13 protein-coding genes are annotated in these 15,937 nt (G+C 64.3%); 4 read left to right on the top strand and 9 right to left on the bottom strand.

Translation table 11 applies throughout. The annotated features are described in order from the left end of the window. Window positions 1-6: 6 nt before the first annotated feature. Window positions 7-375 (top strand): glycine cleavage system protein GcvH, encoded by a 369-nt coding sequence (gene gcvH, locus DH10_RS09240; RefSeq protein WP_192243729.1) that lies wholly within the window; start codon window positions 7-9, stop codon window positions 373-375. Between the two features lie 16 nt (window positions 376-391). Further along, window positions 392-3,202 (top strand): aminomethyl-transferring glycine dehydrogenase, encoded by a 2,811-nt coding sequence (gene gcvP / locus DH10_RS09235; RefSeq protein WP_192243731.1) that lies wholly within the window; start codon window positions 392-394, stop codon window positions 3,200-3,202. Window positions 3,203-3,214: 12 nt separating this feature from the next. Here gcvP and DH10_RS09230 read toward each other — a convergent pair whose 3' ends face one another. The 9 genes from DH10_RS09230 to cpaB all read right to left on the bottom strand — a co-directional run bounded on the left by DH10_RS09230 (window position 3,215) and on the right by cpaB (window position 12,735). Then, window positions 3,215-4,387: a GGDEF domain-containing protein gene (locus DH10_RS09230; protein ID WP_192243733.1), complete on the bottom strand. Its 1,173-nt coding sequence runs from the start codon at window positions 4,385-4,387 to the stop codon at window positions 3,215-3,217. A 342-nt stretch (window positions 4,388-4,729) separates the two neighbouring features. Continuing rightward, window positions 4,730-5,203, bottom strand: coding sequence for a tetratricopeptide repeat protein (locus tag DH10_RS09225; RefSeq protein WP_192243735.1), 474 nt, complete (start codon window positions 5,201-5,203; stop codon window positions 4,730-4,732). Between the two features lie 261 nt (window positions 5,204-5,464). Then, a complete protein-coding gene (locus DH10_RS09220) occupies window positions 5,465-6,427 on the bottom strand; it encodes a type II secretion system F family protein (protein ID WP_192243737.1) in 963 nt (320 codons plus the stop codon). Window position 6,428: 1 nt separating this feature from the next. Continuing rightward, window positions 6,429-7,394, bottom strand: coding sequence for a type II secretion system F family protein (locus DH10_RS37835; protein ID WP_192243739.1), 966 nt, complete (start codon window positions 7,392-7,394; stop codon window positions 6,429-6,431). A 3-nt stretch (window positions 7,395-7,397) separates the two neighbouring features. After that, window positions 7,398-8,819 carry a TadA family conjugal transfer-associated ATPase gene (locus tag DH10_RS09210; protein WP_192243741.1) on the bottom strand — a complete coding sequence of 474 codons (1,422 nt, stop codon included), beginning with the start codon at window positions 8,817-8,819 and terminating at the stop codon, window positions 7,398-7,400. After that, window positions 8,816-10,030 carry a CpaE/TadZ family protein gene (locus DH10_RS09205; protein ID WP_192243743.1) on the bottom strand — a complete coding sequence of 405 codons (1,215 nt, stop codon included), beginning with the start codon at window positions 10,028-10,030 and terminating at the stop codon, window positions 8,816-8,818. The genes DH10_RS09210 and DH10_RS09205 overlap by 4 nt, the downstream gene beginning before the upstream one ends. A 12-nt stretch (window positions 10,031-10,042) precedes the next feature. Beyond that, a complete protein-coding gene (locus tag DH10_RS09200) occupies window positions 10,043-10,318 on the bottom strand; it encodes a hypothetical protein (protein ID WP_192243745.1) in 276 nt (91 codons plus the stop codon). 4 nt (window positions 10,319-10,322) lie between these two features. Further along, complete coding sequence (locus tag DH10_RS09195) at window positions 10,323-11,714, bottom strand: type II and III secretion system protein family protein (RefSeq protein ID WP_246505818.1); 1,392 nt, start codon at window positions 11,712-11,714, stop codon at window positions 10,323-10,325. 82 nt (window positions 11,715-11,796) lie between these two features. Then, entirely contained in the window at window positions 11,797-12,735 is a 939-nt protein-coding gene (cpaB, locus tag DH10_RS09190; protein WP_192243749.1) for a Flp pilus assembly protein CpaB, read from the bottom strand. A 253-nt stretch (window positions 12,736-12,988) separates the two neighbouring features. Between cpaB and parE the strand changes: the two genes are divergently transcribed. Both parE and DH10_RS09180 read left to right on the top strand, forming a co-directional pair. Continuing rightward, a complete protein-coding gene (parE, locus tag DH10_RS09185; RefSeq protein WP_192384625.1) occupies window positions 12,989-15,043 on the top strand; it encodes a DNA topoisomerase IV subunit B in 2,055 nt (684 codons plus the stop codon). Window positions 15,044-15,085: 42 nt separating this feature from the next. Next, window positions 15,086-15,937 (top strand): FUSC family protein (locus DH10_RS09180; protein WP_192384624.1); only part of this gene is annotated, 852 nt, incomplete at its 3' end.

Genomic DNA, 15,937 nt, shown 5'->3' with positions numbered 1-15,937 from the left:
TTTCCGATGGCAAATACCTATTTCACCGAGGACCATGAATGGCTGCGCGTCGAAGGCGGCGTCGCCACTGTCGGTATCACCGACTACGCGCAGGAGCAGCTTGGCGATCTCGTCTTTGTCGAACTGCCGGAAATCGGCCGCAAGCTCGCCAAGGGCGACACTGCCGTGGTCGTGGAATCCGTCAAGGCGGCCTCGGATGTCTACGCGCCGGTCGACGGCGAGATCATCGAAGCCAATACCTCGCTGTCGTCCGACCCTTCGCTGGTCAATTCGGCGGCGTCCGGCGACGGCTGGCTTTGGAAGATGAAGCTTTCCAACACAGGCCAGCTCGACAGCCTTATGGATGAGGCCGCCTACAAAGCCCATATCGGCTGATACCAGGATTTTAGAAATGACCGCAGCACCCATTCCTTTCTCGGCCCGCCACATCGGCCCCAACGTCAACGATGTCAGGGCCATGCTCGCCACCATCGGCGTTCCATCCGTCGAGACGCTGATCAGCCAGGCTGTGCCGAGATCGATCCGCCTCGATCAGCCGCTCGCCTTGCCAGCTGCGGCCAGCGAAGCGGAAGCGCTGGCCGAATTGTCGGCGATGATGGCGAAGAACACGGTGCTGAAGAGCTTCATCGGCGCCGGCTACCACGGCGTCTTTGTGCCGCCGGTCATCCAGCGCAACATGTTCGAGAACCCGGCCTGGTACACGGCCTACACGCCCTACCAGGCCGAGATCAGCCAGGGCCGGCTGGAAATGCTGTTCAATTTCCAGACCCTGGTCGCCGAGCTGACCGGCCTGCCGGTGGCGTCGGCATCGCTGCTCGATGAAGCGACCGCCGTTGCCGAAGCGGTCGGCATCGCGCTGCGCCATCACCGCGACAAGCGCACCAAGGTGGCGCTTGCCGGCACGCCGCACCCGCAGACGCTCGATGTCGTGCGCACCCGCGCCGAGCCCCTCGGCACCGAGGTCGACGGCGAGACGATCGACGACAACACCGCGGCCTTGCTGGTCTCCTGGCCGGACACCTTCGGCGTCTATGGCGACCACAAGGCCGCGATCGAAAAGGCCCGCGCCGCCGGCGCGCTGGTGGTCTTCATCGCCGATCCGCTCGGCCTGACCTTGACCGATACGCCGGCAAAGCTCGGCGCCGACATCGCCGTCGGTCCGATGCAGCGCTTCGGCGTGCCGATGGGCTTTGGCGGCCCGCATGCCGCCTATTGCGCCGTCTCCGACAAACTGACCCGCCTGATGCCCGGCCGCCTCGTCGGCCAGTCGACCGATACCAAGGGCCGCCCCGGCTATCGTCTCGCCCTGCAGACGCGCGAGCAGCACATCCGCCGCGACAAGGCCACTTCCAACATCTGCACCGCGCAGGCGCTGCTCGCCAACATGGCGACGGCCTATGCGATCTGGCACGGCCCCGCCGGCCTGCAGGCGATCGCCGAGCGCGTCCACACCCTTGCCAACCGCCTTGCGGCGGGGCTCAAGGCAGCGGGCGTAGCCGTCCTCGGCACACACCGCTTTGACACGGTAACGGCGGAAGTGAAAGGCAAGGCCGCGGCAATAGCCGGCGCCGCCGAAAAGACCGGCCGGCTGCTGCGCGTCATCGATGCCGACAAGATCAGCATCGCCTTCGATGAGACGTCGACGGAAGCCGACCTCGAGGCGATCGCGGCCTTGTTCGGCGCCAAAACCGGCGCGGTGGAAACCGGCTCCATGCCGGGCAAGCCGCGCGGCAAGGAGTTTCTTACCCAGCCGGTCTTCCACGAAAACCATTCCGAGACCGACATGATGCGCTTCCTGCGTCGGCTGGCCGACAAGGACCTCGCGCTCGACCGCGCTATGATCCCGCTCGGCTCCTGCACCATGAAGCTCAACGCCGCCGCCGAGATGATGCCGGTAACCTGGCCGAGCGTCGCCAACCTGCACCCCTTCGCGCCGGCCAGCCATTCGGCCGGCTATCGCGCCATGGCCGGCGACCTCGAGGCCTGGCTGTCGGAGATCACCGGTTTCGACGCGGTCAGCCTGCAGCCCAATGCCGGCAGCCAGGGTGAATATGCCGGCCTGCTCGCCATCCGCGCCTATCACCGCGCGCGTGGCGAAGGCCATCGCACCATCTGCCTGATCCCGTCTTCCGCGCACGGCACCAATCCGGCCAGCGCGGCGATGGCGGGGATGAGCGTCGTCGTCGTGCGCTGCACCGACGACGGCAATATCGACATGGACGACCTGAGGGCCAAGGCCAACGAGCATTCCAAGAACCTTGCGGCGCTGATGTTCACCTATCCCTCGACGCATGGCGTCTATGAGGAAGGCGCGCGCCATCTCTGTGCCCTCATCCACGAGCATGGCGGCCAGGTCTATTTCGACGGCGCCAACCTCAACGCCCTGGTTGGTCTCGCCCGCCCCGGCGACATCGGTGCCGACGTCTGCCACATGAACCTGCACAAGACCTTCTGCATCCCGCATGGCGGCGGCGGCCCGGGCGTCGGCCCGATCGGCGTCAGGGCGCATCTGAAGCCCTATCTGCCGGGTCATGTCACCGAAGGCTCGGCGCATGCCGTGGCGGCCGCGCCTTTCGGCAGCGCATCCATCCTGCCGATCACCTGGATGTATATCCGCATGATGGGCGGGTCCGGGCTGAAGCAGGCGACCGAGACGGCGATCGTTTCCGCCAACTACGTGGCGACGCGGCTCGCGCCGCATTTCCCCCTCCTCTACAAGGGCCGGGGCGATCGCATCGCCCATGAGTGCATCCTCGACACACGCGTGCTGAAGGAAAGCGCCGGCATCAGCGTCGACGACATCGCCAAGCGCCTGATCGACTACGGCTTCCATGCGCCGACCATGTCGTTCCCGGTTGCCGGCACGCTGATGGTCGAGCCGACCGAGTCGGAGCCCAAGCGCGAGCTCGACCGTTTCTGCGAGGCGATGATTGCGATCGCCGGCGAGGCGGCAAAGGTGGCGAAGGGCGAATGGCCGCTCAACGACAACCCGCTGGTCAACGCTCCGCACACCGCGGCCGAGGCGCTGGCCGGCGCATGGACGCATCCCTACTCGCGGCTCGATGCAGCCTATCCGGCCGGTGACGCCGATCTGTCAGCGAAATACTGGCCGCCGGTATCGCGTATCGACAATGTTGCAGGCGACCGCAACCTGGTCTGCTCCTGCCCGCCGCTGTCGGAATATCTCGGCGCCGCCGAGTAGCGGACAAGAAGTTCAGGCCGAGCGCAGGGCCGGCCCGGCATCGGGCTGGCCCGCCTTGCGATCGGCGATCACGCGGTTTCGCCCGGCGCGCTTGGCGGCGTAGAGCGCGGCATCGGCCTCAGCCAGCACCTCGTCCAGGGTCCGGCCGTCGGCGGCGCCAAATCCCATGCCGCCGCTGACGCTGCTGCGCAATGGGCCGCGATGGGTCGAAACAATTTCGGTGCCGAAGGCGACGCCGATCCTGCTTGCCATGTCATGCGCCTTTTCGGGCGTCATGCGCGACATGACGAGCGCAAACTCCTCGCCACCCAGCCGGAAGGCGTCGATGCCTGTCTTGCCATATTTCTTGATCACTGCCGCGAAGCGGCAAAGGACCTGATCGCCGACAGGATGGCCGAAGACGTCGTTGGTCGTCTTGAAATGGTCGAGATCGAACATCGCGATCGCCATGAACGGACCGAAGCTGCGATCGCCATAAAGGTCGTTGAGCGCCCTGCGGTTCATCAGGCCGGTCAGCGGATCGGTCATGGTCTCGGCCTTGAGCTCGATCTGCGCCTGCAGATGATGCAGCGAAAGCGTCAGCGCGCCGAGGCCGGTCATGCAGGCGACGGCGACGACGGAATTCAGCCGCTCAGCCCAGTTGTCGGGCGCGGCGCCGAGAACCCATTGCCCCCGCACCAGCAGCACCAGGCCGCACAGCGCGAAGGACAAGCCACAGGCGCCGCTGAGGAACGAGACGACCAGCAGGATCCGGCGGTCGTGGTCGCCCTTCATCCAAAACATCGCACCGATCGCGGCGAGCAGCGCCGTCACCGTCGAATAGGTGATGAGGAAGCCGACGCCGTCGAAGCCGAAATAGGTGACGAGGGCGCAGGCGGCCATGGCTGCAAGCGTCGGCAGAACAACGCTGCCATGGTTGCCGACGCCCAGATATTGCATCGCCGACATGCAGATGATGAGGAACCCCAGGCTGAGCAGCACCAGCACTGCCTGGCAGAGCCAGGGGTTGGGTTCCTTGGTGTATTGCCAGAACAGAACGACATGCGCGACAAGCACAAGGATGCCGCACGCCACCGTCAGCACGAAGCGCGCCCGCGGAGCGGTGAACCAGATCGCCAGCATGGTGATGCTGAGGCACGTGCCCGACAGCGCCGCCGCGAGCAGGAGCGAACTAAAATCCAACATTGTTGAGCCGCAGCCTCTTGGGAGTCGTCGGTTACGCTGCATTCTAGGTTAACGGCGGCCCGCTGATACCGTTTTCAGCTAACCTTTCGACCCAACCTTCCGACAAGGTTTACAAAGCATACACTACTACGTGTGGCAGATGCGAAGACTAGAAATTTTTGGCTTATATTGAAACAGTTCTTTTCCACGAGCGCGAGGCGATCCGCGCGAAAAACGGCATTTGCCTGATGTTGTACACTTGGTAAGCCGGCTGACAAGCGGGCTTCCGCCAGCCGGAAATTCCGCCCTGTCGCTTTGATTTCGCCATTCGGGCGGAGCGGTTCAATCCAAGCCCGATAGGCTCTAGCTCTTGTTCAGCAGTGCCAGATTGGCGTCGACCACGGTCTGGTCGGCCATGCCGGCCTTAGCTTCGAGCAGCAGCGCCCTTGCCTTCTTCTTGTTGCCGCGCAGGAGTTGCGAATAGCCCATATTGTTGACGATCTGCGGCTGGCGCCCGGCGACCCTCAGCAATTGGGCATAGGCGCGATCGGCAAAGTCGAAGCGGCCGAGCTCGTCATAGGAAGCGGCAAGCCCCAACCAGGCTTCGGCATTGTCGGCCTTGAGTTCCACCGCCTTGCGAAAATGCTGCTCGGCAAGGCCGAAATTCGCCTCGCGGAACTGCGCCTTGCCCTCCGCCAGGTCGGTGGCGCTGACGTCCTTGGCCGTCGGCTGGATCGCGGTGGTCTTGGTCGTGTCGACGTTGTTGTTGGTCGTGCAGCCGGTGATCATCAAGACGGCCGCCAACGCCGCCGCTGCCGTGGGAAGTCTGTGACGCATGCCCTGCCCCATCGCCCGATTTGCCGGGTCGTTCTTCAGCAGGGACCATAAAGCACAGCGATTAAGCTTCGGTGCCGAAATGCGCCTAAATTTCAGTTGCGTGCAAAGGATGCGTTAACCAGCGCCGCTTGGCTAGATCTGCGCGCCTGGATTCAGGTCAGGCCGAGTCGAAAATGGTGGATTTCGAGAACCGGAGCGGAGCGTACTTAAAGTACGTGAGCACCGGAAGCCGCCATTTGCAGGCCGGCCTCACCTGAATCCTCAGTGTGAGGTCAGCTTCACGACGATCGGGATAATGGCGACCATCAGCACCACCGGCAGGATGCACACCGTCACCGGCACCGACATCTTGGCCGGCAAGGCATGCGCCTTCTCCTCGGCAAGCGACATGCGCTTGTGGCGCATTTCGTCGGAAAAGACGCGCAGCGCACCCGACAGGCTGGTGCCGAGCTCCTTGGACTGCTGCAGGAGCGTCGCGAAGGATCGGACCTCGTCGAGGCTGAGGCGATCGGCGAGCGCCTTCAACGCATCGTCGAGGCTGCGGCCGGCCCTGAGTTCCAGCGACACCAGTTGCAGGTTCTGGCTGAGCGACGGATAGGTCTTGGCGAGTTCCTTCGAGACGCGCTCGATGCCGGCCTCCATGCTCATGCCGGCGTCGGAGCAGACGATCATCAGATCCATGAAGTCGGGAAAGCCGTTGCGGTATTCGCGCATCTTTTCCCGTACCTTCTGGGTCAGCACCAAGCCCGGCAGGAAATAACCGGCCGCTCCCGACAGGATGACGAAGGTCCAGCGGCTGGTCACGGTCGACTCGGCGCTGGCCGCCCAATGGTTGACCAGGAACGCGCCAAGCGCCATTCCGACCAGCGTGGCAAAACGGATCAGGAAGAACATGCCGACGGCGCGCGGCTCCATATAGCCGGCCTGGATGAGCTTCATGCGCAACCGCGCGACATTCTCCGGATCGCTCTTGGCATAGAATTCCTGCGCCCGCCTCACCGCCTTCTCGCGCACGGCGTTCGCGTTTTTTCTGGGCGCCGGCTCCGCCTGCTCGACCGGCTGGGTCACCTCAACCTTCAACCGGCGCTTGACCTCGTTGCGGTCGCCCTTGGCGACGACCAGCGGCCAGGCCATCGCGCCGCCGCCCACCACCAGCAGCAGCGCCGCCACCGGCATCAACGAGGTCGGCGCGAGCGAGGCGAGGAAGCGGATGATGTCTTCCATCTCAGAACCTGAAATTCGACATCTTGAACATGATGGCGTTGCCGAGCAGAAGCCACAGGATGGAGCCGCCCAGCATGTACCAGGTCTTCGGTATTCCCCAGACGTCCCGGTAGAACTGCGGCATGAGCACCATGATGGCAGTGAACAGAAGCACCGGAACGGCGGTCAGGATATAGGCCGACATGCGGCCCTCGGTCGAAATCGCGCGCACCTTGCGCCGCAGCTTGCCGCGCTCGCGGATCGTCGACGACAGCCCGTCCAGGATCTCTCGCAGATTGCCGCCGGAGCTGCTCTGGATCGACACGGCGGTGACGAACAGCGGCAGGTCTTCGTGGCCGACCCGCTCGAACAGGTTGTTGAGTGCCGAAACCAGATCGGAGCCGTAGGTCACCTCGTCGGCCACGACGCCGAACTCGGTGCCGATCGGATCGGCCATCTCACGCGCCACCATTGCGATCGCCACCGGCACCGGGTGGCCGGCTTTGAGGCCGCGCGTGATCAGCTCCAGCGCTTCCGGCAACTGCAGGCCGAAGCGCTTATGCCGGCGCTTGCGCAGAAAACGCATCGCCATCACCGGCAGGACCGGCAGCAGCACGAGAAGCAGGATCAGGCCGAAGAGCAGCGGCAGGCCGTACCAGATGGCGACAAGCGCCAACGCGAAAGCCACACCCGACGTGATCATGAGGAATTTGGGCAGCGGCATGATCATGCCGGACTGCGTGCGCAAGGCGCGAAAGCGATCGAAGGAAAAGAGGGGCGTGCCGGCTTCCACGCCGCGCTCCTTGCGCAACTGGATCAGCACCTGCTCCTGGCTGATCTTGTTCTCCGCCAGCTTCATGCGGCGGTTGATCGCCGTGCGCTTGTCGCTGCGGCCGGCATAGAGCAGGTAGCAGCCTTCGGCGATCATGATGCCGGTGAGCGCCGCCGCGGCGTAGACGGCGTAGATCGGGCCGAACCCCTCGAGCACCGGCTACTCCTGCGGCCGGCCGGGTTCGAAATACTTGCCCGGAAATTCGATGCCCATGTTGCGCAGGTCCTCGAGGAAGCGCGGGCGGATGCCCGTTGCTTCGAAATGACCGACGATCTTGCCGTCCGCCTCCATCCCGGTGCGCACGAAGCGGAATATCTCCTGCATCTGGATGACGTCGCCTTCCATGCCCGTCACCTCGGCGACGCTGGTCACCTTGCGCTTGCCGTCGGACAGGCGCGTCAGCTGCACGATAATGTCGATGGCGCTGGCGATCTGGCTGCGGATCGACTGCACCGTCATCGGCATGCCGGTCATGCCGAGCATCTGCTCGAGGCGCGAGATGGCGTCGCGCGGCGTGTTGGCGTGGATGGTCGCCATCGAGCCTTCATGGCCGGTGTTCATCGCCTGCAGCATGTCGAAGGCCTCCTCGCCGCGGCACTCGCCGAGGATGACGCGGTCGGGCCGCATGCGCAGCGCGTTCTTGACCAGGTCGCGCTGCTTCAGCTCGCCATGGCCCTCGATGTTGGCCGGGCGCGTTTCCATGCGCGCGACATGCGGCTGCTGCAGTTGCAGCTCGGCGGCGTCCTCTATGGTGATCAGCCGCTCGTCCTCGGGAATGAAGGCCGACAGCGCGTTGAGCATCGTCGTCTTGCCCGTGCCGGTGCCGCCGGAGATAATCGTGGTCTTGCGGGCATGCACGGCCGCTGCCAGCACCTCGGCCATGTTCTGGGTGATGGCGCCGAACTCGACCAGCTTGTGCAGGCCGAGCTTGTTCTTGGAGAATTTGCGGATCGACACCAGCGGCCCGTCGACGCCGACCGGGCGGATGGCGGCGTTGAAGCGCGAACCGTCGAGCATGCGGGCGTCGACCATCGGCTGCGATTCATCGACGCGGCGACCAACCGCGGCGACGATTTTGTTAATGATTCGAAGCAGATGCGCCTCGTCCTTGAACGGGATGTGGACTTGCTGCAGCTTGCCGCGCTTTTCGACGAAGCAGTTCTGATGGCCATTGATCAGGATATCGTTGATCTCGGGATCCTTGAGCAGCGGCTCCAGCGGGCCGAGGCCGACCATCTCGTCGACGATGTCGTCGACAAGCGCGTCGAGCTCGGCGGTATTGATCGCCATCCGCTCCTGGCGGGTCTTTTCCGAGACGAACTCATGCACCTGGCGGCGCATTTCGTCCTTGGGCAGCCGCTCCAGCGCCACAAGATTGATCTCCTCGAGCAGCATGCGGTGGATGCGCACGCGCGCGTCGAGCACCTTGTTGGCGCTCTTTGCGGGTGCCGCCTCCGGCTTCGGCGGCACCGGCTTCCGGGTCGTCGGGATGATCACGGCATGGTGCGCAACGGGCGCGGGTTCGGGCGACCGCAGCGGACGGACATCGCGATTCTGCAGGTTGGAGAATCGGCTGCTCATCCCACTTTCCTCTTCAAGAGGCCCTTGCCGAGGCCGAACAGCGACTTCGATTTTGCCGTCGTCGTCACCGCCTCCTCCGGCAGGATGATTTTCTTCAGGTCGTTGACGACATTGGCGTTGGGATCGATGTCGTGCAGCGGCACGCCACGGTCGACGGCCTCGCGCACCAGCCGATAATTGTTGGAGATGCCACCGACGAAATGCTCGCCGAGGATATCCTGGACGTCGGCCTGCTTGATGCCGCTGTCGAACATCTTCTGCTCGAAGCGGTTGACGATGACGTTGGGCCTCACTTCCTTGCCCGCCGTCTCGTAGATGGCCTGGATGAGACGCTGCGTATGACGCAGGCAAGGCACCGTCATCTCGGCCACGATATAGAGCTTGTTGGAGCCGAGCAGCACCGTCTCGGTCCACGGGAACCAGGTGCGCGGCATGTCGATGACGACATTGTCGAAATAGGCCGAGACGAGGTCGAGCATGCGCACCACGACATCGGTCTTGAACGAGCGCATTTCCGAGGGGCGCGTGGGCGCTGCCAGCACGCAAAGCCCGCTCGCATGCTTGGAAAGCATGACATCCAGCAGCTGCCGGTCGAGGCGTTCGGGCTGGTTCTCGATTTCGGTGATGTCGAAGCGCGGCTCGAGGTCGAGATATTCGGCGCAGGCGCCCTGCTGGAAATTGAGATCGACCACGCAGGTCGAGGCGCCGCGCGTCACCGAATGATGCAGCTGGAAGGCAGTCTGCAGCGCAAGCGTGGTGGTGCCGACGCCGCCGGCGGCCGGCATGAAGGTGTAGATCTGCGACTCGGTGTTTTCCTCCCGCCCCGGCCCCTGCAGCGCGCGGATGACGGAACGCACCAGGTCTGCGGTCGTGATCGGCTTCACCAGGAAGTCGGCGACCTTGAGCTGCACCAGTATGCGCACGGCCGCCGCATTGAATTCCTGGGTGACGACGACCACCGGAACGCGGCCTTCCAGCCGGCGCATGATCCGCTGCAGCGACTCGATCTCCTCGAGCTTGGCCGCATCCATGTCAAAGATGACCGTGCCGAGATCGGCTTCCAGGGCCTCGCCGCGGAGCTCGTTGACGCTCTTCTCGACTGTCGAGATCTCGATGATCTCGGAGGCTGCGAAGGCAGTCCGCGTGTCCTGCAAAAACGCCCTGTCGGTTGAAACGAGCAGGATCTTCTTGCTCTTGGTGCCGGATGCCATGTCGTCAGCCCGTCAGTTTGATGTCGTTGATGCTGGCGTCGTTGATTCCGACGCCGAACCGGCTTTCGCGCCGACGGCAGTGGCCGTGGAACTCGTGCTTTGAGCCGGCACCAGAAGCCTGGTGTTCTGGACGCCGTACTGCCAGGGGTCGACCATCTGCATGACCGTGTTGGACGCCTGAGCATTGCCGGCCGCCGGCGTCACGCCCTCGGTGCGCACATAGTCGTCGCTGGTGCAACCGGCGAGGACGCCAGCGAGCAGCAGAGCGATGCAAGGGGCCAGACGCATAAGCTCAGTCCTTCGGCAGATCGAGGAAGTGGCCGGAGGTCGTGGCGGCCACGGGACGCGCCGCGCTGCCGTCGGCCAAGGCCAGCGGGCGCTTGGGCGACGAGGCGCTCACTTCCTCGGTGTTGTTCAGGAAGTAGTCGGCGCTGCTTGCCGGCCGCGTTCCGTCGCTGGGCTCAACCATCTTCTTCGACGGGTCGACCGGCTTGACCAGGTAAGGCGTGACGATGATCACCAGGTCGGTCTCGCGCCGCTGATAGGACTTCGAGGAGAACAGCGAACCCAGCACCGGCAGCTTGCCGAGCCCCGGCAGTCGCGAGGTCGTGATGTCGTTCTGCGACTGCAAAAGGCCTGCGATCATGAAGCTCTGGCCGTTCTTCAGGTCGACCGATGTCTTGGCGCGACGCACGATGAAGGCCGGAATGGAAATGCCGCTGCTGACTTCGATGGAGGCGGAGGTGTCGATCGAGGACACTTCCGGCGCGATATCCAGGCTGACCAGCCCGTCCTTGAGCACGGTCGGCGTGAAATCGAGGCCAACGCCGTATTTCTTGTAGGTGACGCTGATTTTGCCGTTGTCCTCGGAAACCGGGATCGGGAACTCGCCGCCGGCAAGGAAGCTCGCGGTCTGGCCGGAACGAGCGATCAGGTTCGGCTCGGCCAGCCGCCGGGCGAGGCCGCGCTCTTCCAGCGCCTTGATCGCGATGTCGATCGAAACACCGTTGGAGAGCAAGCGGCCGATGATCTCGCCGGTGCCGGCCGTCGGCACGGTGCCTGGATCGATGACGACGTCGCGGCCGCCGATGCCGAAGGCAAAATTGGCCCCGTATTTGGCGCCGAGATCCTGTCCCGCCTGGCGGTTGATCTCGACGAAACGGACATTGAGCTGGACCTGCTGCGAGGACGAGATGTTGACCGAGTTGATCACTTCCTCGTTGCCGGAAAAGCGCGACGCGATCTTGCTCGCCTTGTCGGCCGCAACCGCGTCATCGGCCTGGCCCGACAGCACCACGCGGCCGTTGGCCGATCCGACCTTGATGTCGGCATCCGGCACGCTGGCGCGGATGGTGTTGGCCAACTGGTCGGTATCCAGCGTCACCTCGACGTCGATGGTGCCGACGAGCTGCTTGTTCTGGTCGAACAGCGCGATGCCGGTGGTGCCGAGATTGTTGCCCAGCACATAGAAGGACTTGTCGGTCAGCGGGTTGACGTTGGCGATCTCCGGATCGCCGATGACGATCTGGTAGAAGGCGGCGCTCGTCATGATCGTCTTGGGCTTGCCCTTGGCGACTTTGATCGAGGCATTCCTGGTCGCCGAGACGTAGACGACGTCGTTATTTGCCTGGGCCGGTGCCCCAAAGGCAAGTATTCCGGCGGCCAGGAAGGCGCCCGCCGCCATTGCACGCAGAAGGCGCAGCCCTCTCGTTGTCCGATATTTATTCAACACAGGCATTGTCCCGTCCCCGGCCGATCCCCACCGGCTATTGTTCTTGTTCCTTGGCAGGAACGACGCCTCCCTCGGCTTGCTTGGAAGGAACCTTGTATTCCTCGACCTTTTCGCCGCGCGACACGATCACCGTCTTGAACTTTGGCTCTTCCGGCTCCTTCGCCACCGCATTGACCAGCGACGCGGCGCTTGCGTCTGCGTTCGCGGCAACCGAACCGCCAAAGGAGGAAATGGTGGTGAGCCCATTGCTGCTGGCGCTGGCGTCGGCGGCGGAACGCAAAGACAGCGACAAGGTGCCGACGGTGCGGGCGAGCGCGACTTTCTGCGCCCCTTCGTTCGTCACCTCGAGGGTCACGGAATTGGCGATCTGCGGCTCGGTCTTGCGTTCGTCCGCGCCCTGCCCGACCGAAAGCACCTTGGCGTCGGAAACGACGATTTCGGACGTGACCGTCGAGCCGGCTGCCCCTTGGGCGTTCTTGGACACTTCCTGGATTTCGCCGGCGTCGCGCGTCAGCACGACGTCGACCCGGTCGCCCGGCGTGATGAAGCCGCCGACGCCCGCGATCTCGTCGGTGCGGATGGTGACGGCCCGCATGCCTGGCGACAGCATGTTGGAAAGCGTCGCGCGGCCGTTCGGCCCCGACAGCTTGGTGAGCAGCACCGGCTCGTTGACCTCAATCGGCGACAACACGACGCGGCTGCCTTCGGCAAGCAGCTTGTCGATGGTCGGGAAGGCGCCTTGCGGCAGGGAATCCTGCGGCCACGGGATTTCGGTGAGTTGCGAGCGGTCGAGCTGCACGCCGTAGCGCAGCGGCGCGCTCGCCACCACGATGGTCTTGAACTCGACCTTGGGCTCTTGCGGCGCAACGATCGACGCCACTTTCTGCTCGGATTCGGCTTTCGCCTGGCTTTTAACCCAGAAATCCGCGGCAAAGATCGAGATCGCGCCGAAAACGGCGGCGATGCCGATCATGGTTATGGCCCTGCCCCTCACAACGAAACCCCTGACGCCCCGTGGTCTTTTGTCGTTGAGCTCACGCTAGGCGTTAATGTTAAAGAATCAGGAATCCAAAGGTATGGAGACCGCCCTATTTCCGGCGGCTTGGTTATCGAATGGTTTTAGAATAAGAGAGACTTTGATCCCTGAACGGAACAGGAACTCGTTCGCCCGCCAAAAGCGTGGCAGTATCGAGGAGTGATTCGCAGTACCGGACTTAATGGCCAGCATGGACGACACCAGCGATCTTTTCGGCAACCCGGAAAAGCAGCCCCAGCAAGTGCGCGCGCCCTCGCGCCCGGCTGATCCGCTGGTTCAGGCGGCGAAGCGCTCGGCCGCCGCCCGTGACGGCAGCGAGAGCTACAGCGCCGCCGACATCGAGGTGCTGGAGGGGCTGGAACCGGTGCGGCGCCGTCCGGGCATGTATATCGGCGGCACCGACGACAAGGCGATGCATCACCTGTTCGCCGAGGTCATCGACAACTCGATGGACGAGGCGGTCGCCGGCCATGCGACCTTCATCGACGTCGAGCTTTCGGCCGACGGCTTCCTGACGGTCACCGACAATGGCCGGGGCATCCCGGTCGATCCGCATCCGAAATTCAAGAAACCTGCGCTCGAAGTCATCATGACGACGCTGCATTCCGGCGGCAAGTTCGACTCCAAGGTCTACGAGACCTCCGGCGGTCTGCACGGCGTCGGCGTTTCGGTCGTCAATGCGCTGTCCGACCACCTCGAGGTCGAGGTCGCGCGCGGCCGGCAGCTTTATCGGCAGAGATTCTCGCGTGGCATTCCGGTAAGCGGTCTGGAGCACCTCGGCGAGGTGCACAACCGCCGCGGCACCAGGACCCGCTTCCATCCCGACGAGCAGATCTTCGGCAAGGGCGCCGCCTTCGAGCCGGCGCGGCTCTACCGCATGACACGCTCGAAAGCCTATCTGTTCGGGGGCGTCCAGATCCGCTGGACCTGCGATCCGTCGCTGATCAAGGAAAAGGACCAGACGCCGGCCAAGGCCGAGTTCCATTTCCCGGGCGGTTTGAAGGACTATCTCAAGGCAACGCTCGGCGACGAGTTCCAGGTCACGCGCGAGGTCTTTGCGGGGAAAAGCGACAAGCAAGGCGGCCACGGCTCGCTGGAATGGGCCGTGACCTGGTTCGGCGGCGACGGCTTCCTCAACTCCTACTGCAACACGATTCCCACCGCCGAGGGCGGCACGCATGAGGCTGGCTTCCGCAATGTGCTGACGCGCGGGCTGCGCAGCTATGCCGATCTCATCGGCAACAAGCGTGCCTCGATCATCACCACCGAGGACGTGATGATTTCCGCCGCCGGCATGCTGTCGGTGTTCATCCGCGAGCCGGAATTCGTCGGCCAGACCAAGGACAGGCTGGCGACCATCGAGGCGATGCGCATCGTTGAAACCGCCATCCGCGATCCGTTCGACCACTGGCTGGCCGACAATCCGCAGGAAGCCTCGAAGCTCCTGGAGTGGGTCATAGCGCGCGCAGACGAACGCGTGCGGCGCCGCCAGGAGAAGGAAGTCTCGCGCAAGAGCGCGGTGCGCAAGCTGCGCCTTCCGGGCAAGCTCGCCGACTGCACCCAGAACGCCGCCGCCGGCGCCGAGCTCTTCATCGTCGAAGGCGACTCGGCCGGCGGCTCGGCCAAGCAAGCGCGCGACCGCGCCAGCCAGGCGGTGCTGCCGCTGCGCGGCAAGATCCTCAACGTCGCCAGCGCCGGCAACGACAAGCTCGCCGCCAACCAGCAGATCTCCGACCTGATCCAGGCGCTCGGCTGCGGCACGCGTTCGAAATACCGCGACGAGGACCTGCGCTACGACCGCGTGATCATCATGACCGACGCCGACGTCGACGGCGCGCACATTGCTTCGCTCTTGATCACCTTCTTCTATCAGGAGATGCCGAACCTGATCCGCGGCGGCCATCTCTACATGGCCGTGCCGCCGCTGTACTCGATCCGGCAGGGCGGCAAGGTTGCCTATGCGCGCGACGACGCTCACAAGGACGAATTGCTGCGCACCGAATTCACTGGGCGCGGCAAGGTCGAGATCGGCCGCTTCAAGGGCCTTGGCGAGATGATGGCCTCGCAGCTCAAGGAAACCACGATGGACCCGAGGAAGCGCACGCTGCTCAGGGTCGACGTGATCGACGCCGAGCAGGCGACCAAGGATGCCGTCGACGCGCTGATGGGCACCAAGCCCGAGGCGCGCTTCCGCTTCATCCAGGAACGCGCCGAATTCGCTGAGGCCGACGTGCTGGATATCTGAACGCGGACTGCTCCATAACAACTCCGGTATGGAGACTTGTATGTGACCTGGACGCGGCTGAGAGAGCTTGTCGAGATACCGTTGGATGGACTGACGCAGCCGACGCGCTCGGACTGGATATTTGCCCTGCGCACCGTTTCGGCCGGGCTCATCGCGCTGCTTGCCGCATACGCCCTGAAACTCGACCATCCGCAATGGGCGATGATGACGGTGTTCATCGTCGGGCAGCCGGTCGCCGGCATGGTGCTGGCGAAGGGCTTCTACCGGCTGCTCGGCACGCTGGCCGGCGGCCTGGCGGCGATCGGCATCACATCGCTCTTCGGCACCAATCCCTGGTTGCTGCTGACGGTGCTGGCGCTATGGATCGGCGTCTGCACGCTCGTCTCCTCGCTGCTGCGCAATCCGGAGGCCTATGGTGCGGCTCTTGCCGGCTACACCGCGATGATCATCAGCCTGCCGGCGTTCGGGCAGCCGCATCTCGTCGTCGATCTCGCCATCGCGCGCTGCGCCGAAATCGTGCTTGGCATCGTCTGCGCCGGCGTCACCAGCCGGCTGATCCTGCCGAGGCTGGCTGCGGACGCCATCATTTCGAGATTGAAGCGCAGCATTCTCGATCTCGCCGACTATGCCTCAGGCGCCTTTTCCGGCGGCGATCCGGCTGGCCTTGCAGCCCTGCAGCGCAAGCTGATCAGCGACGCCCAGACGCTTGCCGAGATGCGCACCTATGCGCGGCTGGAGGCGCCGAGCTTCGCCACGCGCGCCCATCCGGTCCGGCGCACGATCGGGCAGCTCCTATGGGCGCTCTCGGCGGCCCGCGCGCTGCACACCCATGCCGCGCCCAAGAACGCGGCTCTCATCCCCGTGCGCAGCGAGTTGAAGACTTTGGTCGGCGAA

Source organism: Mesorhizobium silamurunense, from assembly GCF_014843825.1.
GTDB classification, from domain to species: domain Bacteria; phylum Pseudomonadota; class Alphaproteobacteria; order Rhizobiales; family Rhizobiaceae; genus Mesorhizobium; species Mesorhizobium silamurunense.
The sequence above is the reverse complement of the archived record's forward strand: the minus strand, read 5'-3'. Positions and strand labels throughout refer to the sequence as shown.